The 19,463-nt window shown below is 49.1% G+C and carries 18 protein-coding genes; 11 read left to right on the plus strand and 7 right to left on the minus strand.

The genetic code is table 11. The features are described 5' to 3' along the window. Nucleotides 1–127: 127 nt before the first annotated feature. The 4 genes from AACR41_RS03955 (at nucleotide 128) to AACR41_RS03970 (ending at nucleotide 5,487) form a co-directional block, all read left to right on the plus strand. On the plus strand, nucleotides 128–1,513 hold the full coding sequence (locus tag AACR41_RS03955; RefSeq protein ID WP_030007675.1) for a TldD/PmbA family protein: 1,386 nt from the start codon (nucleotides 128–130) through the stop codon (nucleotides 1,511–1,513). 558 nt (nucleotides 1,514–2,071) lie between these two features. Continuing rightward, a complete protein-coding gene (locus tag AACR41_RS03960; protein WP_030007676.1) occupies nucleotides 2,072–2,350 on the plus strand; it encodes a 4a-hydroxytetrahydrobiopterin dehydratase in 279 nt (92 codons plus the stop codon). Between the two features lie 306 nt (nucleotides 2,351–2,656). Beyond that, the gene (locus AACR41_RS03965) at nucleotides 2,657–4,366 is read left to right on the plus strand and encodes an iron uptake porin (protein ID WP_030007677.1); all 1,710 of its coding nucleotides are present in this window, start codon (nucleotides 2,657–2,659) and stop codon (nucleotides 4,364–4,366) included. Nucleotides 4,367–4,620: 254 nt separating this feature from the next. Next, nucleotides 4,621–5,487, plus strand: a complete 867-nt coding sequence (locus AACR41_RS03970; protein WP_030007678.1) for an NAD(P)-dependent oxidoreductase — start codon at nucleotides 4,621–4,623, stop codon at nucleotides 5,485–5,487. Here the strand turns inward: AACR41_RS03970 and AACR41_RS03975 are convergent. After that, a complete protein-coding gene (locus AACR41_RS03975) occupies nucleotides 5,465–6,535 on the minus strand; it encodes a GGDEF domain-containing response regulator (protein WP_030007679.1) in 1,071 nt (356 codons plus the stop codon). The two genes, AACR41_RS03970 and AACR41_RS03975, sit on opposite strands and share 23 nt — an antisense overlap. A 131-nt stretch (nucleotides 6,536–6,666) precedes the next feature. After that, entirely contained in the window at nucleotides 6,667–8,934 is a 2,268-nt protein-coding gene (locus tag AACR41_RS03980; RefSeq protein WP_030007680.1) for a RelA/SpoT family protein, read from the minus strand. A 308-nt stretch (nucleotides 8,935–9,242) separates the two neighbouring features. Between AACR41_RS03980 and patD the strand changes: the two genes are divergently transcribed. Next, nucleotides 9,243–9,614 (plus strand): heterocyst frequency control protein PatD, encoded by a 372-nt coding sequence (gene patD, locus AACR41_RS03985; protein WP_052349700.1) that lies wholly within the window; start codon nucleotides 9,243–9,245, stop codon nucleotides 9,612–9,614. Here the strand turns inward: patD and AACR41_RS03990 are convergent. Continuing rightward, the gene (locus AACR41_RS03990; protein WP_030007681.1) at nucleotides 9,580–10,767 is read right to left on the minus strand and encodes a histidine kinase; all 1,188 of its coding nucleotides are present in this window, start codon (nucleotides 10,765–10,767) and stop codon (nucleotides 9,580–9,582) included. The genes patD and AACR41_RS03990 overlap by 35 nt on opposite strands. Before the next feature lie 271 nt (nucleotides 10,768–11,038). Between AACR41_RS03990 and AACR41_RS03995 the strand changes: the two genes are divergently transcribed. From AACR41_RS03995 to AACR41_RS04015, 5 genes are all read left to right on the plus strand, one after another. Beyond that, entirely contained in the window at nucleotides 11,039–12,628 is a 1,590-nt protein-coding gene (locus AACR41_RS03995; RefSeq protein WP_030007682.1) for a glycoside hydrolase family 57 protein, read from the plus strand. Nucleotides 12,629–12,865: 237 nt separating this feature from the next. Continuing rightward, nucleotides 12,866–13,627 (plus strand): hypothetical protein, encoded by a 762-nt coding sequence (locus AACR41_RS04000; protein ID WP_445260565.1) that lies wholly within the window; start codon nucleotides 12,866–12,868, stop codon nucleotides 13,625–13,627. 80 nt (nucleotides 13,628–13,707) lie between these two features. Further along, a complete protein-coding gene (locus tag AACR41_RS04005; RefSeq protein WP_012308408.1) occupies nucleotides 13,708–14,067 on the plus strand; it encodes a phage holin family protein in 360 nt (119 codons plus the stop codon). Between the two features lie 107 nt (nucleotides 14,068–14,174). Beyond that, the gene (locus tag AACR41_RS04010; RefSeq protein WP_030007684.1) at nucleotides 14,175–14,909 is read left to right on the plus strand and encodes an ABC transporter ATP-binding protein; all 735 of its coding nucleotides are present in this window, start codon (nucleotides 14,175–14,177) and stop codon (nucleotides 14,907–14,909) included. Nucleotides 14,910–14,952: 43 nt separating this feature from the next. Beyond that, entirely contained in the window at nucleotides 14,953–15,651 is a 699-nt protein-coding gene (locus AACR41_RS04015; RefSeq protein ID WP_339367624.1) for a YkvA family protein, read from the plus strand. A 10-nt stretch (nucleotides 15,652–15,661) separates the two neighbouring features. On the opposite strand, the gene AACR41_RS04020 is transcribed toward AACR41_RS04015, so the two are convergent. After that, the gene (locus AACR41_RS04020) at nucleotides 15,662–15,886 is read right to left on the minus strand and encodes a YgiT-type zinc finger protein (protein WP_030007686.1); all 225 of its coding nucleotides are present in this window, start codon (nucleotides 15,884–15,886) and stop codon (nucleotides 15,662–15,664) included. Between the two features lie 41 nt (nucleotides 15,887–15,927). After that, complete coding sequence (purE, locus tag AACR41_RS04025) at nucleotides 15,928–16,452, minus strand: 5-(carboxyamino)imidazole ribonucleotide mutase (protein WP_030007687.1); 525 nt, start codon at nucleotides 16,450–16,452, stop codon at nucleotides 15,928–15,930. A 22-nt stretch (nucleotides 16,453–16,474) separates the two neighbouring features. Here purE and nagA point away from each other — a divergent pair, with 22 nt between their 5' ends. Further along, entirely contained in the window at nucleotides 16,475–17,638 is a 1,164-nt protein-coding gene (nagA, locus tag AACR41_RS04030) for an N-acetylglucosamine-6-phosphate deacetylase (protein ID WP_045442297.1), read from the plus strand. Here the strand turns inward: nagA and AACR41_RS04035 are convergent. Together AACR41_RS04035 and AACR41_RS04040 are read right to left on the minus strand one after the other, a co-directional pair. Next, nucleotides 17,635–18,618 (minus strand): hypothetical protein, encoded by a 984-nt coding sequence (locus AACR41_RS04035; RefSeq protein ID WP_030007689.1) that lies wholly within the window; start codon nucleotides 18,616–18,618, stop codon nucleotides 17,635–17,637. The two genes, nagA and AACR41_RS04035, sit on opposite strands and share 4 nt — an antisense overlap. A 124-nt stretch (nucleotides 18,619–18,742) precedes the next feature. Next, nucleotides 18,743–19,453, minus strand: a complete 711-nt coding sequence (locus AACR41_RS04040; RefSeq protein ID WP_030007690.1) for a DUF1176 domain-containing protein — start codon at nucleotides 19,451–19,453, stop codon at nucleotides 18,743–18,745. Nucleotides 19,454–19,463 lie beyond the last annotated feature (10 nt).

The raw sequence follows: 19,463 nt of genomic DNA on the forward strand, positions 1-19,463 counted from the left end.
CTTTTGATTAGCCAAAGTGGGAAACTTAGACAAGGCAAGCCTTTTGGATCTCATCGACACTTTCTCAATTATCTAAGGCTAATGTCAAAATTGTTCTATGTTTAGCGCTCAGATTAAGGGGAAGGCAATGGAGAAAATTGTGGCTGGGTACAAGGATCAGCTAACGGATCTGATCCAACGGTACAAAAATCAAGTGGATTTTCTAGCGATTCGTTTGGAACAGTCAGCGGGGAGCAGTATTGTTTTGCGGTCAAATAAGATCGAGACCCTCAGTGAAAGTACCTCCCTTGGGGGCCAGGTGCGCGTTTGTCACAGAGGTGGTTGGGGGTTTGCGGCCTTTAATAATCTCGAAAATCTGAAGCTCCGGATCGAAGAGGCGATCGCCGCCGCGATTTTAATCGGTGATGATGAAACACTTTTGGCTCCCATTGACCCAATCCAAGCGGTTTGCTCCTTACCCCTAAGCGGAAGCGACCCACGCCACATCCCTTTACAACGGAAAAAAGAATTATGCGATCGCTACAGTGATTTGCTCTTGAGCCAGAGCGGTAAGATTACCAGCACCAGGGTCAGTTACGGCGACAGTACCCAGCACACCATCTTGGCGACTTCAGAGGGCACCCTGATCGAACAGTCCTGGGTTGATCTAGAAATGCGTTTTTCCGCCACGGCCCGTGATGGAGAAACGGTGCAAACCGGGCGGGAAACCACCGGATCCCGCAAAGCCTACGAAGATCTAGAAAACCTCGATGAGCAAGTTAAAGGCGCTGCCCAGCGGGCCGTTAACTCATTGACCCTCCCCGCAGCCAAAGGCGGCACCTATACCGTTGTCATTGACCCCATTTTGACCGGGCTATTTGTCCACGAAGCCTTTGGGCATCTTTCCGAAGCGGATATGGCCTATGAAAATCCCGATCTCCTCGAAACCATGAGCATGGGCCGACAATTTGGTGGCGAAGATCTTCAGATTTTTGATGGAGCCGCCCCAGCCGGCCATCGCGGCAGTTATCTATACGATGATGAAGGCGTTCCGGCCAGCACGACCCAATTGATTCAAGATGGCAAACTTGTGGGCCGCCTCCATTCCCGCGAAACCGCTGGCAAGCTTGACGAAAAACCGACAGGCAACGCCCGCTGTTTGAACTATCACTATCCGCCCATTGTCCGCATGACCAACACCTGGATCGAGCGGGGTAAAACGCCCGTTGCCGACTTACCCACGGACATCAAAGAAGGAGTCTACGCGAAAAACTGGCTCGGCGGCATGACCAATGGCGAAATGTTTACCTTTAGCGCCGGGGAAGCTTGGATGATCCGTGATGGCAAAATTGCTGAACCCGTCAAGGATGTCACCCTCTCTGGCAACGTCTTTAAAACCTTGAAAAATATTGAGGCGATCGCCGACGATTTCTACTGGGACGAATCCGGTGGTTGCGGCAAGGGGGGCCAAAGCGGTTTACCCGTCGGTTGTGGCGGCCCCTCCCTGCGCATCCGTGATGTCGTCGTCGGCTAAACATCCTCCCTAGAGAGAGGTGGCCGAAGACCGGAGGATGTTCCGGCTCCTAAAAGATCCTCCCTTGAGGGAGGTGCCGTAGGCGGAGGATGGTATCCTCTTGAGGGGTGCCTCAGTAGGCTGCTGGTTAACCCACCCCTTACCCCTCCCAGGAGGGGATAATTGGCCGGTGTTCCGGAAAGCCCCCAAAAGATCCTCCCTTGAGGGAGGTGCCGTAGGCGGAGGGTGCCATGCGTGCCGCTACAACAAAGAATGTTGAATTTTCAAAATGCTTGTGCCAGCATAAAGAGGTTCTACCGGATAAAACCTGCCGGAGAATAGGAGGTGATGCCCATGAATGACAGTAGTAACAACATGGGTCTCACAGTTAAAGTAAATCGGCTGCGTGCCGGGGCTGTTCTCTAAAATTTTGCTTACTCCGTTGAGTAGGTTAAGAGAGTCGGAGTTCCTTCCGGCAGTCAGATTTTAACTAAAGAGACCCGACTAGACCGCCCTTGCTTCGTTATCGTAGAGATAACCCTAGTAAGGGCGGATAGTTTTTTAGAGGAGGTTTTCTCCATGGCAACCCGATTGACCGACACCGAAATCCAAGCACAATTGAGTCAATTTCCTGAATGGTCAAAGGTTGATAACAAAATTCAACGCCGATTTAAGTTCAAAAACTTTGTTGAGGCCATTGACTTTGTAAACAAACTCGTCGAACCGGCCGAAGCTGCCGACCATCACCCCGACATCGAAATTTCCTACAACAAAGTCACCGTAAACCTAACCACCCACGACGCTGGCGGCCTTACCCAAAAAGATTTTGATCTCGCCGGAACTTTCGATCAACTGTAAACGTCAAAAGCCGCCAACACCTCAAACAAAACCTTAAGGAAAAACATCTGGGAAGTTTTTAGATTTTCTATCTGGAAGAAAAAAAATAAGCGCAAGCACTCTATCGATTCAAAATCCAGGAGGCTATGCTGTAACATTTCTGACAAAACTTCTCAGGTAACTTTTACTTAATGGATAGGTAAAGGAATCATCAAAAAATTCTTATGACGAATCCATTCCCAATCCAAAATTTTGAGCTAATATGATTGATACAAAGGCCTAATCTGAAATCTCAGAATCTAGTGCCTAATGTGTGAGGAAAAACAAATGAAAACATCTTTATCTCTCTGGAAGTCTCTATCCATTGCTTCTGCTGCTGTCGGCGTCTCCGTTACCACTGCTGGCACCGCCCAAGCCCAAGCAAATAACAGCGAACTTCTCAATCAAGTCAACACCTACAGCCAAGGTAGTGACATTGCTCAGGTAAACAGCGTTTTCCAACTCAGCGATGTTTCTCCCTCTGACTGGGCTTTTGATGCGCTTCGTAACCTAGTCGAAAACTACAACTGTATTGTTGGTTATCCCGATGGCACCTTCCGTGGGAACCGTCCCCTTAGCCGTTATGAATTTGCCGCTGGTCTGAACGCTTGTTTACAACAGATCGAGCGGATGATCCAAAACGGCAGTGATGGCCCCACTCAGGAAGATCTCGCTGCACTGCGTCGCTTGATCAACGAATTTGAAGCGGAACTGGCTACCCTAGGCGCTCGCGTCGATGACCTCGAAGGTCGCGTTGAATTCCTTGAAGATAATCAATTCTCCACCACAACTAAACTGAAAGGTGAAGTTGTCTTCGCCATTGGCGACAGCTTCGGTGACACCAATGCACTAGACTTCGAGTTTGAAGGAAACCCTCTTACTAATGACTCAGTTGGAAATCTAGGCGAGGCTTTGTCGAATCTGAACATTGTTGGAAACGATGATGATGATACTCAAACGACTTTCACTGACCGCGTTCGCCTCACCCTTGAAACCAGCTTCACTGGTAGAGACACTCTCATCACTCGCTTGACTGCTGGTAACTCCGCGTCTTTATCTCCTACCTCACTCGGCCTCGTAGACCCAGATGGCGAATCAGGCTTACCTGATATTGGTGCAGGTCCTGGCTTCCAAACCTTCAACCTCGACAACGGCAATGATGTTGTCATCGACTGGTTGGCCTACTACTTCCCTCTCCGCAGAGCGAATGTTTACCTCGCAGCTTTTGGTGGTCTCCACAGTGACTACACCAGCACAACCTTCGGCGCAACTGGCCTTGAAGACTTCACCGGCGGTAGCGGTTCTCTAACTCAACTTGCTGCATCCAGCCCCATCTACACCATTGGTGGTGGTTCCGGTCTTGGTTTCAACATGCCTCTTGGCCCCGTTGATATCTCCTTGGGTTACCTCGCTGATGAAGCAGCCGATTCCACTGAAAGCAATGGTCTGTTCAACGGTGAATACGGTGCACTAGCACAGATTGCTTTCAACCTCGGCGATCGAGCTGAGTTGGGTGTAACCTACGTCAACAGCTACCACGACAGCGGTGCTATCTATGACTTCGGTGGTGGTTCTGCAGTAAATGGTACAGCTTGGGCGAACGCTCTTGGCTTGTTCGGCACTGAAGCCAATAGCTACGGTGTTCAAGGTAAGTTTGACATTACTGACCGTATTTCCCTCGCTGCTTATGGGATGTACACCGATGCTAAAGTTGCTGGTACAGACAGTGATTTTGATATCTGGAGCTACGGTCTTGGTGTAGCCTTCAACGACCTCGGTAAAGAAGGTAACGTTCTTGGTCTCTTTGCTGGTGCTCCTCCTTACCTCGCAGAAGGTGATCTCAAGACTCCTCTGCAGGTTGAAGGTTTCTATAAGTACCAACTCACCGACGGAATCTCCATCACTCCTGGCGTAATCTGGTTGAAGGATGCTGCTCAGGGTGTGCTGGGTGAAGAAGATGCCATCATCGGTACTCTCCGCACTACCTTCACTTTCTAAACCAGTTAACTTTGTTTAGACAGATTTAATTCTCACACTTTTTGATTTTGAGAAAGCCTCGCCTCCAGGTGGGGTTTTCTTTTTGGACACCCCCACCCCACCCCTCTAACTCCTCTCTAGGGGAGAGACACCCTCCGCCTGCGGCACCTCCCTCTAGGGAGGATTAATGCTTCTCTAATTCCCTTCATACTCTGTTTTTCTAAGGGAGGGTATTGAGAGAAGATGGTAAGTGATGTCTATAGAATCAGAATTTGATGAGAATTAGTGTTTTTGGGATGGGGCTAATGGGGACACCGATCGCCTTGAAATTGGCCCAGGAAAATTTTTTGGTGACCGCCTACAACCGGACAGCAGAAAAACTGAATCCTCTGGAAGAACAAGGTTTAACGGTAACGACGAATCCCCAAACGGCGATCGCCAACAGTGATTATTTAATTTTGACCCTCAGTGATGCGGCGGCAATCCAAACGGTCTTCTTAGAAAACGCAGATACTTTTTTTACAGGGAAAACAATTATCCAGATGGGGACGATTGCCCCAGAAGAAAGTAAGGCGATCGCCAAAGCAGTGCAAGAACGCCAGGGTCAATATTTAGAAGCTCCCGTCCTCGGTAGTATTCCCGAAGCGAAAAAAGGGACATTATTGGTGATGGTCGGGGGCGAAGAAACATTATTCCAAGCCTGTTTGCCAATTTTTAAAACCCTGGGGCAAGACCCGAAATATATTGGTGTGGTAGGTCAAGCAGCAGCCCTGAAATTGGCTTTAAATCAGTTGATTGCAGGTTTAACAGCTAGTTTTTCCCTGAGTTTAGGATTAATTCAACGGGAAAAAGTCGATCTTGATAAATTTATGGGGATTTTGCGAGATAGTGCCCTCTATGCCCCCACCTTTGATAAAAAACTGCCCCGCATGGGCGATCGCACCTTTGCAAATCCCAACTTCCCCACAAAGCATTTACTCAAAGATACTAGGCTCTTTTTGGCAGCCGCAAAAACCGTCGGCCTTGAGACCACGGGGCTAGAAGGCATTCGAGAAATTATCGAGCAGGCGATCGCCCTAAATCTCGCCGAGGCAGACTACTCTGCTATTTATCAAGTGATTAATCCTGGCCCCACACCTTAGCGACCATTTGATTACGACCACGGGCCTTGGCTTCGTATAGCGCGACATCCGCCAGGGCGACAAATTTTTCTGGATTCGTCGTCACACAGCCTGGTTCAATGGAGGCAATCCCCAAACTGACCGTGACAATCGGCGCTACCAAAGAGCTCTGGTGGGGAATCTGCAAACTGCGGACTTGCTCGATGATATTTTCTCCTAATAATTGCGCCCCAACACCGGGGGTATCTGGCAAGATGACGATGATCTCTTCGCCACCATAACGGGAAACTAAATCTGTGGGTCGCTTCACTTGGCTGGCGATCGCCTGGGCCACCTCAAATAAACAATGGTCGCCAGCTTGGTGGCCATAGGTATCATTGTAATTTTTAAAAAAGTCCACATCAATGAAAATAATCGAGAGGGGAATTTGATTTCGGAGCATCAGTCGCCATTGGCGTTCTAAAACCAAATCAAACACCCGACGATTCGCCAGTTGGGTCAAAGGATCTAAAGCCGCTAACCGTTGCAATTGCACATTCGTCGCTTCCAAACGTTGGTAGAGCTTTGCTTGATAAATGAGGTGGCGCACCCGTTGGCGCAAAATTGTCCAGTGGATCGGTTTGGTGATGAAGTCCGTTGCTCCGGCGGTAAAGGCTTTGGTGACTGACTCATCATCCTCCCGGGCAGTAATCATCAAGATGGGAGTGCGGGCAATCTTGGTGAGTAGATCTTCTGCTTGCTGATAAGCGACTAACTCTTGGTAGAGTGGCAACGTTTCTTGCTGAAACTTTGGGCTTTCTGAAGATGAGATTTCAGTACTAGCTTGTACCTGTCGAAAGATATTACAAAACTCTAAACCATCCATGACAGGCATCATAAAATCCAAGAGGATAATATCTGGCATGGTTTGTTGAAATATCTCTAGCCCCTCTTGCCCATTGACCGCTTCAGCTACGGCATAACCTTCTTTTTCCATCCAAAAACGAATCAGGCGACGCGAAATTGGATCGTCATCAATGACAAGAATTAACGGTTGATCATCCTGCATTGAGGCAGAATCAGCAGTCATAGATTCTAGGGCACAAAAAGAATTATATGGTTATTCTAGCGGGTTACTGCCCTAGCAATCGCCCCTCTAATGTTAATTTGGCGACCTTTCAGAGATTTTCAGTATGATCACCTAAAATATGCTCTAACATGCTATTCCTGTTCGATTTGGGTGACACGGCGCACATTCAATGTGTCACTCATATTTTTAATTTGATTAATGCTGTGGGCCAGTTGTTGGGCATTACGAATTTCAATCCGCAAAGAAATAATCGCTGGTTGGCCGTGGCTCGTTTTCACATTGGTACTCCGCACGTTGATGTGCTGATCGCTCAGGCGTGACAGGATATCCCGCAGGACTCCCACCCGGTCAATGACTTCAATGCGGAGATCCACAGGGTAGACCGGGGCGTGCTTTTGGTCGATGCTGGGATTCCAACTCACAGGAATTAGGCGATCGCCATCGAAGTTTTGCACATTGGCGCAGCTGCGGTGGTGAATAGAAATCCCCTTATGGCTGCGGGTGACAATGCCGATAATCGGTTCGCCGGGCAAGGGCGCACAACAACTGGCGATGGTATAAACCAATCCTTCAATGCCAGCAATGGGGTATTTATGGCTATCTTGGAGGGGCTTGGCCGGTTTCGTCGCTGTGTTTAAAGAAGCCTCTAGTTCCAGTTGGGGGAGATGTTCTTCTTCCTGGTCGCGCACTTGATCCCGCCAGCGGTTCACCACTTGGTTGAGGGTGACTTCGCCGTAACCCAAAGCCGCCAACAGATCCTCAGTGTTTTGGTAATTGCACTTGTGGGCAACGGTTTGCATCGCCTCGGATTTGAGGATCGAATCGAGGCCCGTTTTCCCTAATTCTTTTTCGAGTAAGCTGCGGCCCCGTGCTAAGTTTTCATCCCGCCGCGATCGCTTAAACCATTGGCGAATTCTATTTTTGGCACTGGGAGTAACCACATAATTGAGCCAATCGAGGCTGGGGTGGGCATTTTTTTGGGTGATAATTTCGACGATATCGCCATTGCGGAGCTTCTTTTCTAACACCGACCAACGGCCATTGATCCGCGCCCCTTTCATGTGGTTCCCCACCTCGGTGTGAATGCGATAGGCGAAGTCGATGGAAGTGGCTCCTTTGGCCAGGGCCACCACATCCCCATTGGGGGTAAAGACATACACATCATCTTCAAAGAGATTGTCCTTGAGGTTATCAATGTATTCTTCAGCATCCTTGAGGTCGCTTTGCCATTCGATCAGTTGCCGCAACCAAGTGAATTTTTCGTCTTCGGAGGTGAAACTAGCGGCGGAATGACCGGCTTCTTTGTATTTCCAGTGGGCGGCAATCCCGTATTCGGCGATGTGGTGCATTTCCATGGTGCGAATTTGCACTTCGAGGGGGCGACCATTTAAGCCGACGACGGTGGTGTGGAGGGATTGGTAGCGGTTGGGCTTCGGCAGGCCAATGTAGTCTTTAAAGCGTCCAGGAATCGGTTTAAAGGCATCATGAATCACCGCCAGGGCACGGTAACATTCGTCATTGGTTTCGACAATAATCCGAATCCCAGCGATGTCAAAAATTTCGTCAAATTCTTTGTGCTGTCGTTGCATCTTGTGATAGATGCTGTAGAGGTGTTTTGGGCGACCCTTGATTTCCCAGACGTGGAGGCCCAGGTGACGCAGGCGATCGCGGATAATTTCAATGGCCTCTTCGAGTTTGGCTTCCCGCTCGGTGCGTTTTTCGGAAATGTGTTTTTGCATCGAACGGTAGGCTTCCCGCTCTAGATACTTAAAACAGAGGTCTTCTAGTTCCCACTTAAAACGCCAAATCCCCAAGCGATTGGCCAGGGGCGCAAAGATTTCGCGGGTTTCGAGGGCAATGCGCTCTTGTTTATCGGGGCGCAGATGTTCGAGGGTGCGCATATTGTGGAGGCGATCGGCGAGTTTCACGACGATCACGCGGATATCCTCAGCCATGGAAAGGAACATCCGCCGGAAATTTTCTGCTTGGCGTTCTGTTTTGCTGGAAAAAGTAAATTTGGTGAGTTTGGTTACCCCTTCGACAAGCTTGCGGGTTTCAGCGCCAAAGCGTTCTTCAATTTCTTCGGGACTAACTTCTGTGTCTTCGACCACATCATGGAGAAATCCCGCCGCAATCATTGCGCCATTACCACCCAAGTCGAGCAACAATCCTGCTACGGCAATGGGATGGGCAATATAAGGCTCGCCAGATTTACGGGTTTGACCTTCGTGGAGGGCATGGGCAAAGCGGAAGGCTTCACCGATAAGTTGGCGATCGCCTTCGGAGACCCCGACCAATTGCTCTGGCTGATAAAGGTAATTTTTCAACCAAGCAGGTAGCGGCACATCAAATTTTTCTGTTTCGGATGCGGCAGTTAATTGAACGGAAGAGGCAGTCATAGGAACACAGGGGGGAAGAAAAACAACAACGACAGCGGACTCGATAAAGAAGCTGTAATCAAAGGCGATACTTAGGAAAACCTTAGCCCACACTCCGAGGTAGCCAAGGGAAAGCTAGGGGCCGACTCCTGAGAACAGAAGGATGAAGCGGAAAACTTCAACAATAAGCTTTAAACGAAGATTAAGTTTATTTTAAATACCTTAATTCTCACTGAAAAGTTTAGGTTTGCACAAAATATTTTGGGAAAGATTAATTTTGATACAGTTTTGATGGCTTGTTTGTTCTCTAAATTTGCACTATCTACCCGATGAATTTTTCTGCCTATCAACAATTAAAAATCGATTTGCAAACCCTGGCCACAGATTTAACGCCCCTCCAACAGGAATCGGGGGCTTTAGTCCGTCAGGGCCAAGGGTTCCTCAGCTTTTGGGAAACCCAGTTAGCCCCCCTCACTGGGGAACAGCTTCCTGAAAAAATCTATAGCGCTTGGCGATCGCTCCACACGGAATTGTATCGGGGGTTGCGGCTCCTCAATACCGATTTAATCTTTCTCCAGGGCAGCCGTAGTCCCAGCACCCAAAGCCAAAAACAACAACAGATCCAAGCCCGCCTGGCCCAACTCGATCAATACTGCACAGAAATCATTAAGCTTGGCGATCGCCTGACACCGGAAGCGTAAAGTGAAACTCGCTGCCCTGGCCTGGGGTACTATCGACCCAGATGCGGCCTTGGTGGGCTTGGATAATTTGCCGACAGACGGCCAAACCCAGACCGTAGCCCTCTTGGGTGGCGTCTCGCTTAAGACGAAAATGCCCCTCAAAAATTTTTTCCTGTTCCTCCTCCGGGATACCATGGCCCGTATCAATCACACTCACCTGTACCTGTTGGAGGGTGCGATGGAGGCCCACAAGCCGCACGAGGCCCCCTTCAGGACTATATTTGATGGCGTTATCTAGTAAATTGACAATGACCTGCCGGATCAATTCCCGGTCTCCATAAACCTCCGGCAGATCCCGGGGGATATCTAAAACTAATTGAATTGATTTACGTTGAAACCGCTCCTGAATTTGCTCTGTGATTTGTTGACATAGGGGACTCAGGGCCATCGGCTGGGGCTTAACATCTAATTTGGTCAGCAGTTGCCGTGACTCTTGGAGCAGCTCTGTGATCATCCGGTTCATGATCTGGAGTTGGTTTTTCGCCTGCTGATAAAGTTGCCCCCGCAACCCAACTGTTTTTTCCGTTTCCGGACGTTTTGAGAGGATTTCTAAGGTTTCGATGGCGATGGACGTTCCGGTGAGGGGACTGCGCAAATCATGGGCCAGCATCGCCAAAATTTGATCTTTAAATTCAATTTGCTTGAGGAGAGCTTCTTTTTCCCGTTGCAATTGGAAGATTTCGTCGGACAGGCGCATTACTTCCTTAGAATGTTCTGTCTGGGACGCAGCCAAGCGGCGATCGCATCGTTCAACCTCAGCCAATTGGCGATCGCCAAGCTGTTTTTTTAATGCCGCCACCGTATCCAGCCACTGTCCCCACCAGCGTTCTAGATCGGGCAAAATATTGCTGCCCGCAAACACCTGCAACGGCTCCGGAAAAACCTTGACTAGCGAAGGCGTCGCCACCAAACGATACAATTCCACCAGTTGGGGTTGATCTTTGATATTGATAATTTCTAAAGAAAAATCCGTTTCCTGCCGCAAACGCTCAAGGCAATCTTGCACCCGCTTGATCTCACTCCGATGGGCCAAACGCTCATCCGTAAACAACAACAATCGCAGTTGTATCTCGGCCGTAACAGGTGAAAGTTGAGATTGATCTTCAGCAGACACAGGCAGTTCAAACAAGACAAATTCGCCCCAAGAAAGTAAGTGATCCACAATCTGTCTACCATGCACAATCTAGGGGAAAAGAACAGTTTATGGTGAGCTTACTCCAAAACCCATTGTAATCCGTAGAGGACCAATTACCCCATGTTCCCAGAGCCTCAAACTTGAGTTAGATGCGGTGCATTGACCAAATCGTTTTAGAATCTAATGGAAATTGACACCGACGCCTCAAAATCGTTCAGCAAGCGACTCTTTTTAAGGAAGGAATACCACTATGGCTTTAGGCTACGTTGCCCTCGTTCTCCATGCCCACCTCCCCTTTGTCCGTCACCCCGAAAGTGATTTTGTCCTTGAAGAAGAGTGGTTATTTGAAGCAATTACTGAAACCTATATCCCTTTGCTTCATGTATTTGAAGGGCTAAAGCAAGATGGGATCGACTTTAAAATTACGATGAGCATGACCCCACCTTTGGTGGCGATGCTCCGGGATCCTCTCCTCCAAGACCGCTACGACGCCCACATGAAGCTGTTAATGGAGCTGGTCGAAAAGGAAATTGTTCATAACAAATACAACGGTCACATTAAATATTTAGCGGAGTATTACCACAAAGAATTTAGCGCCATCCTCGACACCTGGGAACACTATGACCGGGATCTCGTGACGGCCTTTAAGCAGTTCCAGGACAGTAACAACCTCGAAATCATCACCTGTGGTGCCACCCATGGCTACCTCCCCCTGATGAAGATGTACCCCCAGGCAGTTTGGGCACAATTGCAGGTGGCCTGTGAAAGCTACGAAGAGAATTTTGGGCGTCCCCCCAAGGGCATTTGGTTGCCTGAATGTGCTTATTATGAAGGTTTGGAGCGGATGCTCGCCGATGCGGGACTGCGGTACTTCCTCACCGATGGCCACGGCATTCTCTATGCGCGTCCCCGTCCCCGCTATGGTAACTATGCGCCGATTTTCACCGAAACAGGGGTGGCTGCCTTTGGCCGGGACCATGAGTCTTCCCAGCAGGTATGGTCATCGAAAGTGGGTTATCCGGGCGATGTCTGTTACCGAGAGTTTTATAAAGATCTCGGTTGGGAAGCGGACTATGAATATATCAAGCCCTACATTATGCCCAACGGCCAGCGGAAAAATACGGGGATCAAGTACCACAAGATCACCAGTCGTGATGGTGGTTTATCCGAAAAAGGCCTTTATGATCCCTACTGGGCGAGGGAAAAAGCGGCAGAACATGCGGGCAACTTCATGTACAACCGGGAGCAACAAATTGGGCGTCTGAATAAGATGATGGGGCGTCACCCGATTGTAGTGTCTCCCTATGATGCGGAATTGTTTGGCCACTGGTGGTACGAAGGCCCCTGGTTCTTGGATTACTTTTTCCGCAAGTCTTGGTACGACCAAAATACCTACCAGATGACCCACTTGGCGGATTATCTAAAAATGGAGCCGACGCAACAGGTGGCTGTGCCGTCCCAATCGAGTTGGGGATACAAGGGATTCCATGAATATTGGCTCAACCAGACGAATGCTTGGATTTATCCCTATCTCCATAAGGCTGCGGAACGCATGATCGAGCTTTCGACGCGGGAACCAGCCGATGAACTAGAAGAACGGGCCTTGAACCAAGCAGCTAGGGAGTTGCTGTTGGCACAGTCATCGGATTGGGCGTTTATTATGCGCACAGGTACTATGGTTCCCTACGCGGAACGACGCACAAAGAGTCATGTGTTACGCTTGGAAAAAATCTATGAGGATGTAAAGGTCGGCAAGATTGATGCGGGTTGGCTCGAAAAGATTGAGAAGATGGATAACATTTTCCCGAATATTGATTATCGGGTGTATCGGCCTTTGTAGGCAGAACACCCCTCAAGAAACACCCCTCTAGCTCCCTTCAAGGGGAGAAGACACCCTCCGGCCTATCGGCCACCTCCCTCAAGGGGAGAAGACACCCTCCGGCCTATCGGTCACCTCCCTCAAGGGAGGATTTTTTTGGACGGTTCGAAAAGTGGCACAGGGCAAGAAAATTTCTGGGATTGGGTCGCCACAATGGTGGTAACAAAGGCGATCGCCCTTGGGGCAGGAGAAAAAAATCTGATGGTTAGTTACAGTTTTGTGAGTTTTGGATTTGGGTCGGGGTTTCTCGCCCTAGTGGTCTTTTTCATTTTGCAGTGGCTCCAGATTCCGGCGGGGAGTTTAGTCGATTGGCTGGTGGGTATTGCCAGTTTTTGGTGGCTGTTGGCGGTGGTGACAATTCCGTGGAATATTTATTTCGAGGCGGAAGAGACGAAGGCCGAGGCGGTGATTTCTCGCCAGAAAAATATCCCCGTTGATGCCCAACAGTTAGCCTATGTGGCAAAAATTGCTCGGTTTGGTTTGCTGTTGGCGATCGCCCTCCATCTGCTTTCGGCTTTGGGATTATATGGTCTGGCGGCCTGGGGCATTAGTCCGGTGGGGTATGTCACAGGCGGGGCAATGTTATTGCTCACAGCATTGCGGCCAGCGGTGCGGGCTTACCAGTTTATTGCCCAACGTCTTATGTCGATTCGCCAACAAATTCAATATCCCCGGGAAGATATGGTGGAATTGCGTCACCGGGTTGTGACCCTAGAGGCTGGGGTTCAAAACCTACAAGAAACAACCGAAAAAAATAGCCAAACCCACCAGGAAGAATGGCATAGCCTTCGACGCGATTTAGCGAAAATGCGGGCCGCCCTCGAACAACTAGAAGCCACCAATGAAGCAGCTCACCGACAACTTGCCCGGGAAGCGACGACGGCGATCGCCCAACTCAGTGAAGATAGCCAAGTGTTGAACCATGTGCGGGAAATTATTCACTTCTGGAAACAAGCTTAGGTTTAAGGTTTGCGCCGTCACGCCCTAATGGTCAAAAAGTCCCGATAGAATGGGAGCAAAATATCATCCCCGCACTCACTATGCCTCAGTTTTTGTTGACTTGGTTAGCGACGGCTGGCTCCCTCTTTCTTACAGCCACCATTGTCCCTGGTTTAGAAATTAATGGCCTGACCACAGCCTTGATCGGGGCGATCGCCCTTGGGTTTGTGAATGCCATCGTTAAACCAATTTTGATCCTCTTTACCCTGCCCTTGACCATTTTGACCCTCGGCCTGTTTCTCCTGGTTGTCAATGCGATCGCCTTGGGGTTAGTCGGCTACCTGACACCGGGCTTAGAAGTCAATGGCTTTTTCCCGGCGGTGATTGGTTCCCTGGTGCTGACCTTTATTTCCAGCTTGATCAATCAACTCCTCGGCCAAGACGACGAACTCACCGAATAATCTTTTTTCGTCACTCACTCTATCCAAAATTTCGCCTCCCAGTAGTGAACCGGGGGGCAATTTGCTTTTATGCTAGGGAGAAAATCGGCAATCTTTACCCAAAATCTATGGCAACTGCGGAAAATCTCTTGGTCGTCAATGACGTCTATGCAGGATATATCAAAGATCTAAACATTCTCCAGGGCATTAACTTTCGGATCGCTCCCGGAGAATTAGTGGTGGTCATTGGCCCCAATGGCGCAGGAAAATCGACCCTCGCTAAAACGATTTTTGGCCTCCTGAACCCCAACCAAGGCAACATTACGTTCAAAGGAAAGCCCATTACTGGCCTGCGTCCCAACCAAATTGTGCAACGGGGTATGTGCTACGTCCCCCAGATTCAAAACGTCTTTGCCAACTTGAGTATCGAAGAAAATTTAGAAATGGGGGCCTTTGTGCGGTCTGGCTCCCTCGAAAATCTCAAGGAACAAATTTATACGATGTTCCCCGTGCTGAAACAACGGCGCAAACAACGGGCAGGCACTCTCTCTGGGGGAGAAAGGCAAATGTTAGCCATGGGTCGGGCTTTGATGTTAGACCCGGATCTTCTCGTCCTCGATGAACCGTCAGCAGCTCTTTCCCCGATCCTCGTGGCTAGTGTTTTTGAACAAATTAAAGCGGTCAATCAATTGGGTAAAGCGATTATGCTCGTGGAACAAAATGCAAAAAAGGCGTTGGAATTTGCTGACCGGGGCTATGTTTTAGAAAGTGGCTGCGATCGCTTTGAGGGCACAGGGCAAGATTTGCTAACGAACCCGAAGGTCGGAGAACTCTACCTCGGTGCCGCCTACAAAGAGACCTAGATTCGCTACAGTAAAAACTAGAGCTTGGGTAATTGCGGTCGTGGTGAAGTTTCTGGACAATCTGAAAACCTCTTGGCGGCAATGGTGGCGATCGCCGGAAGCAGAAACTCCAGAAATTATTGATGTGGCCGCAGAACCCATCGAGGCGCCCCCCCAGAAAACATCCCCCAAGCCTTGGCAACGGGTCATTGAGAGATTTCGCCCAGCCCAAGCCCAGCCAGCGGTCACAACTCTCCACGACGATCTCGAAGAACAGGTTAAAGCCAATTTACGGGAACAGGACAAAACTCGCATTGCCCAGGTATTTCAGCGGTTTGCCCAGGGGGTAACGCCAGCGGATATTGAAAAAATTAAAGCTCATTTAGGGGAGATGCGCCGGGGGCCAATCAAAGATATTTGGCAAAAGGTGCAAGGCCTCGCCCAACTGATTAAGGATCCGCATGTGGCCTGGCGGTCAAAAACCATGGCGATCGCCGCATTGTTGTATTTAGTTTCGCCCCTCGATGCGGTGCCGGATGTGATTCCCTTTGCGGGGTTAGCCGATGATGCGGCGGTGATTATTGCGGTGGGTTCGACCCTCGCCTTCGAGTTAGAAAAATACATGACTCGACAAGCAGAGAAAAAGGCCGAAATCGAAATCAAAAAGCACACCACCAACGTCAGAATTACGCTTCTTGGCAGTATTGCCGCAGCGGCGATCGCCATTCTTGTTAAAATAATCCTGAATATTTTGTCGTCCTAACCAACAAGTTTCAAGAAAAAGAATACACAGGCGTTTCTATAACTTTGAGGGGCGGTTGTTGACCCCAGATAATTTCCTGCAACCGATCTACCGTCTCCGGCGCAAATAATTTCTCGCCCGTCTCCTGACAGACCCTAGCCGGGACATTTTCCACAACGTAAATCTTCCCGGCAATTTCCACGGAATAGGTCACAAAAGAATCAACAAAAGTTTCTTCAAAAGCAATGTCGCTCATCTACTAATTTCCTGTAGCAACTTCCTCCATTTTGCAAAACACTACATCTGTTTGAGGTAATCCTCATAACCGATCGCCGTTAATTGAGTTTGTTTATTGAGCACCATCTCCTTGAGACTTTGACGATAGGCTTGCACTTGTTGTAAAAGCGCTGGATCGAACGCCCCTAACATTTGCACCGCCAACAAACCGGCATTGGTCGCATTGCCGATCGCCACTGTCGCCACCGGAATACCACGCGGCATTTGCACAATGGAGTAGAGAGAATCCACGCCGCTGAGGGTACTGGTTTTGACGGGCACCCCAATCACCGGCAAAGGCGTCAGAGCAGCAACCATCCCCGGTAAGTGCGCGGCCCCACCTGCCCCAGCAATAATCACCTTTAAACCCCGTTCATGGGCTGTTTGGGCGTATTCCACCATGCGCTCCGGGGTACGATGGGCAGACACAATGCCAACCTCGTGGGGAATATTAAATTGTCTACAGATGGCGATCGCCGCTTCCATCGTGGGAAGATCAGAATCGCTCCCCATAATGATGCCAACCAGGGGATTAATTACACTCATAGGTTTTTAGCTCATGTATGTCATGCCGACTAACCATCATAAACAAAGGGAGAACTCTGCACAAACCCTGATCAGGGCGCGTCTTGTTGGTTTAGAAGGTCAATTTTGGTTGCGATTCGATGCAAATCGTTGTTTAACGCATCTGGAGCCAATGGAAGCCGAAATTCCACTAGAATTTCAGGAAAATGTCTTGGATATTGCCGGGGATTTATTGTCCCTAGGGGGAGTGGATTTACAAATTAACGGTGGTTTGGGTTTAGCATTTCCAGAAGTGACCCAGGCGGATCTGCCGCAACTGCAAGAAATTTGTGATTATCTTTGGGGCCAGGGCATTGACGCATTTTGTCCGACCATCGTCACCACTTCTCTAGAAAATATCCGGCGATCGCTGGCTGTCTTTGCCGAGTTTTGGGGAGACCCGCAACCGAATACAGCAAGAATTTTGGGGATACATTTAGAGGGGCCATTTTTAAATTACGAAAAACGAGGAGCGCACCCAGCCCAACATTTACAGCCGTTGACCCTGAAGAATCTGCAACAGGTAATCGGCGAATTTGCCCCAATGATCAAAATCATTACCCTCGCCCCAGAACTCGATCCCAGCCATAAATGTGTGGAATATCTACGCTCTTTGGGGATTGTTGTTAGTTTGGGTCACTCCCTCGCCACAGAAACAGAAGCCAATCAAGCCTTTGCCCATGGCGCAACGATGATCACCCATGCCTTTAACGCGATGCCCAGTTTGCATCACCGGGAAGCTGGTCTGTTGGGAGCAGCGATGGTCAAGCCTGATGTTTACTGCGGTCTGATCGCCGATGGCCAGCACGTCAATCCTACGATGTTGGAGATTTTTTTGCGGGCCGCGAAACGACCTTTTTTAGTCAGTGATGCCCTCGCCCCCATTGGTCTCCCGGATGGGGTATATCCTTGGGACGATCGCCAAATTACGGTCACCCATGGCACGGCTCGCTTGGACAATGGCACTCTATCCGGCACGACGTTACCGCTGTTTGCCGGGGTCAAAAACCTTGTCCGGTGGGGTATTTGTGATTTAGAAAAGGCGATCGCCTTAGCGACTCTGGCCCCCCGAAAAGCCCTTGGTATGGCGACTTGGACGACGGGCAAACCCATCAACCTTTTGCGTTGGCAAGGAGTAGATGGCACCGTTGAATTTAGCCGACTTTAGTGAATTTTTTCCACGTGCCAACCGGTTTGGGCACCAATCTTACCTGCTTTGACAAACCGCCAATTGCCCCGCTCAAAGCTATTTTTCCCTTTTTTGGGACTGGGTTGAACGCCAATCAATTGGGCCACTTCGTCCGTTGAAATCATCCAACCTGCCGTGGCGGCCTGTTCTAAAACGCTGAGATAAGCGAGGGGATTAGACGCTTGACGAGATTCCGAAAGAGCCGCTTCTACTCTGGCAAGCTCCTGGGCGATCGCCGCCATTTCTGTTCTCATGTCCCCTAGCTGATCACTTAAATTTTGCACGACCTCCTCTAGAGCAATTGTTGTCACCGTCGGGGTATCCGTTGGCAGAGGATCTGCTTTTTCTAAAACTTCTGGCCCTGCTATTGTCCCAGGCTGAGATGACGAAACAGTTGGCATAGGTTCAGGGGAAGTCGCTGATGGCGAATCATCCCAAGGATCTGGGGCTAATTGATTTGCTTTTTGTAAGTTCGGCTGAAAATCGTGGGTTTGAATCCAGGTACGATTAACGGCAGTGGCCAAATCCTGGAGGTAAGCTGCCGTTTGGGATTTACCTTGGTCTTCAAACTGCCGGGCTACCTCCTGCATAAACTTCACCAAATCCGGGGTGATTAATTTTTGATTCGCCGCTAAAATCTGTTGCTCTTCTCCCCGACGACAATTTAAAAGCGCTTCGATCAATTGGGCATAGGCTTGGGTAGTGGCATCTGGTTGGGGCGCGACCGGATTCGGTTGGGTGAGAATGTGATGTAATTTGCCCGCCCAGTTGTGGAGATAGCGAGCCCCATTCAGTTCACCTTCCGCCGCAAGGTAGTTAGCCACCTGTTCCATCACTTCAATAAATTGGGCATCCACCAACTGCTCGTTTTGCCGCAGGACAATCCACTCTTCACCCCGGCGGCAGTTTAAGAGTTTTTGTACCAAATCAAGGTAAGCTTTCAGATTTTTCTGTTCCATGGGTAATGGACTCAAAAATAGAACCATATATCTACCCATTGTGTCCTATTTTGGTGACATTTTAGCCAAGTGATTAAGACTTCACAGAGCTAAACAAATCAACGCAAAACACTTCATAATTTTCCTAGGGATAAACTTGAGGATAGTTAATGGGTTCAATATAGTTACCATCACATTCATCCTTGAGGAGAAACCGATTTAAGCTGAGATCTGTACCTGTAAATTGATAAAAACCCAAGCTACCGCAATCCCCTAAACCTCTGCCTTTTGTAAAAATACTAATGGTTTGGCTATTCGGATCATATTCTGAATACCCAGCTCTGGTTACTTCTGTTTCTTTAATCAATTGTTGATCCGTATCTTGGTAGAAATAAGTAATCGGTAGTGGCGTCAGATCGAATTGATCTTCGTCTCTTCGGTATAAAAAATAATTCTGGAGCAGTTGATAGGCTGTCGAGCCACAAACAAGGTGCACGAGATACTCATCTTCACCCACGCGGTAAACATTAGAGGCCGCTTCTGTGAGCTCCGATTCAAATCTAAACTCTTGGCAAAGCCCCAAATCTTCCCGGTTTTCCATAAGCCCCGGAATGATTGCTTGGCTAATATCAGGGGAGGAATAATTCTGATCTACTGCTTCTACTTCCTTCGTATCGGCCCCTTGAGAATTGACTAGGGGCAATGGTTCAGCGGGAACAGGAATTGGTTCTTCTGTCGGATCGGTAGGTGTTGTTCCGTCGGGTTCAGGGGCAGAAGGATTAGACTGATTTTGGCAACTGCTTAACCCCAAGCCAAGGCTGATCAGGGTACTAAAAGTAATAAATTTAAACCTCATATATCTGACC

It is taken from the genome of Picosynechococcus sp. NKBG042902, assembly GCF_963864045.1.
GTDB lineage: Bacteria > Cyanobacteriota > Cyanobacteriia > Cyanobacteriales > MRBY01 > MRBY01.

What these genes read in the sequence shown, in the direction of transcription:
- AACR41_RS04040 (WP_030007690.1), bottom strand. Translation starts at nt 19,453, where the DNA reads ATGAGGTTTAAATTTATTACTTTTAGTACCCTGATCAGCCTTGGCTTG.
- nagA (WP_045442297.1), top strand. Translation starts at nt 16,475, where the DNA reads ATGCCGACTAACCATCATAAACAAAGGGAGAACTCTGCACAAACCCTG.
- AACR41_RS04020 (WP_030007686.1), bottom strand. Translation starts at nt 15,886, where the DNA reads ATGAGCGACATTGCTTTTGAAGAAACTTTTGTTGATTCTTTTGTGACC.
- AACR41_RS03980 (WP_030007680.1), bottom strand. Translation starts at nt 8,934, where the DNA reads ATGACTGCCTCTTCCGTTCAATTAACTGCCGCATCCGAAACAGAAAAA.
- AACR41_RS04035 (WP_030007689.1), bottom strand. Translation starts at nt 18,618, where the DNA reads ATGGAACAGAAAAATCTGAAAGCTTACCTTGATTTGGTACAAAAACTC.
- AACR41_RS03970 (WP_030007678.1), top strand. Translation starts at nt 4,621, where the DNA reads ATGAGAATTAGTGTTTTTGGGATGGGGCTAATGGGGACACCGATCGCC.
- AACR41_RS03975 (WP_030007679.1), bottom strand. Translation starts at nt 6,535, where the DNA reads ATGACTGCTGATTCTGCCTCAATGCAGGATGATCAACCGTTAATTCTT.
- AACR41_RS03965 (WP_030007677.1), top strand. Translation starts at nt 2,657, where the DNA reads ATGAAAACATCTTTATCTCTCTGGAAGTCTCTATCCATTGCTTCTGCT.
- purE (WP_030007687.1), bottom strand. Translation starts at nt 16,452, where the DNA reads ATGAGTGTAATTAATCCCCTGGTTGGCATCATTATGGGGAGCGATTCT.
- AACR41_RS03955 (WP_030007675.1), top strand. Translation starts at nt 128, where the DNA reads ATGGAGAAAATTGTGGCTGGGTACAAGGATCAGCTAACGGATCTGATC.
- AACR41_RS04010 (WP_030007684.1), top strand. Translation starts at nt 14,175, where the DNA reads ATGGCAACTGCGGAAAATCTCTTGGTCGTCAATGACGTCTATGCAGGA.
- patD (WP_052349700.1), top strand. Translation starts at nt 9,243, where the DNA reads ATGAATTTTTCTGCCTATCAACAATTAAAAATCGATTTGCAAACCCTG.
- AACR41_RS03995 (WP_030007682.1), top strand. Translation starts at nt 11,039, where the DNA reads ATGGCTTTAGGCTACGTTGCCCTCGTTCTCCATGCCCACCTCCCCTTT.
- AACR41_RS04005 (WP_012308408.1), top strand. Translation starts at nt 13,708, where the DNA reads ATGCCTCAGTTTTTGTTGACTTGGTTAGCGACGGCTGGCTCCCTCTTT.
- AACR41_RS03960 (WP_030007676.1), top strand. Translation starts at nt 2,072, where the DNA reads ATGGCAACCCGATTGACCGACACCGAAATCCAAGCACAATTGAGTCAA.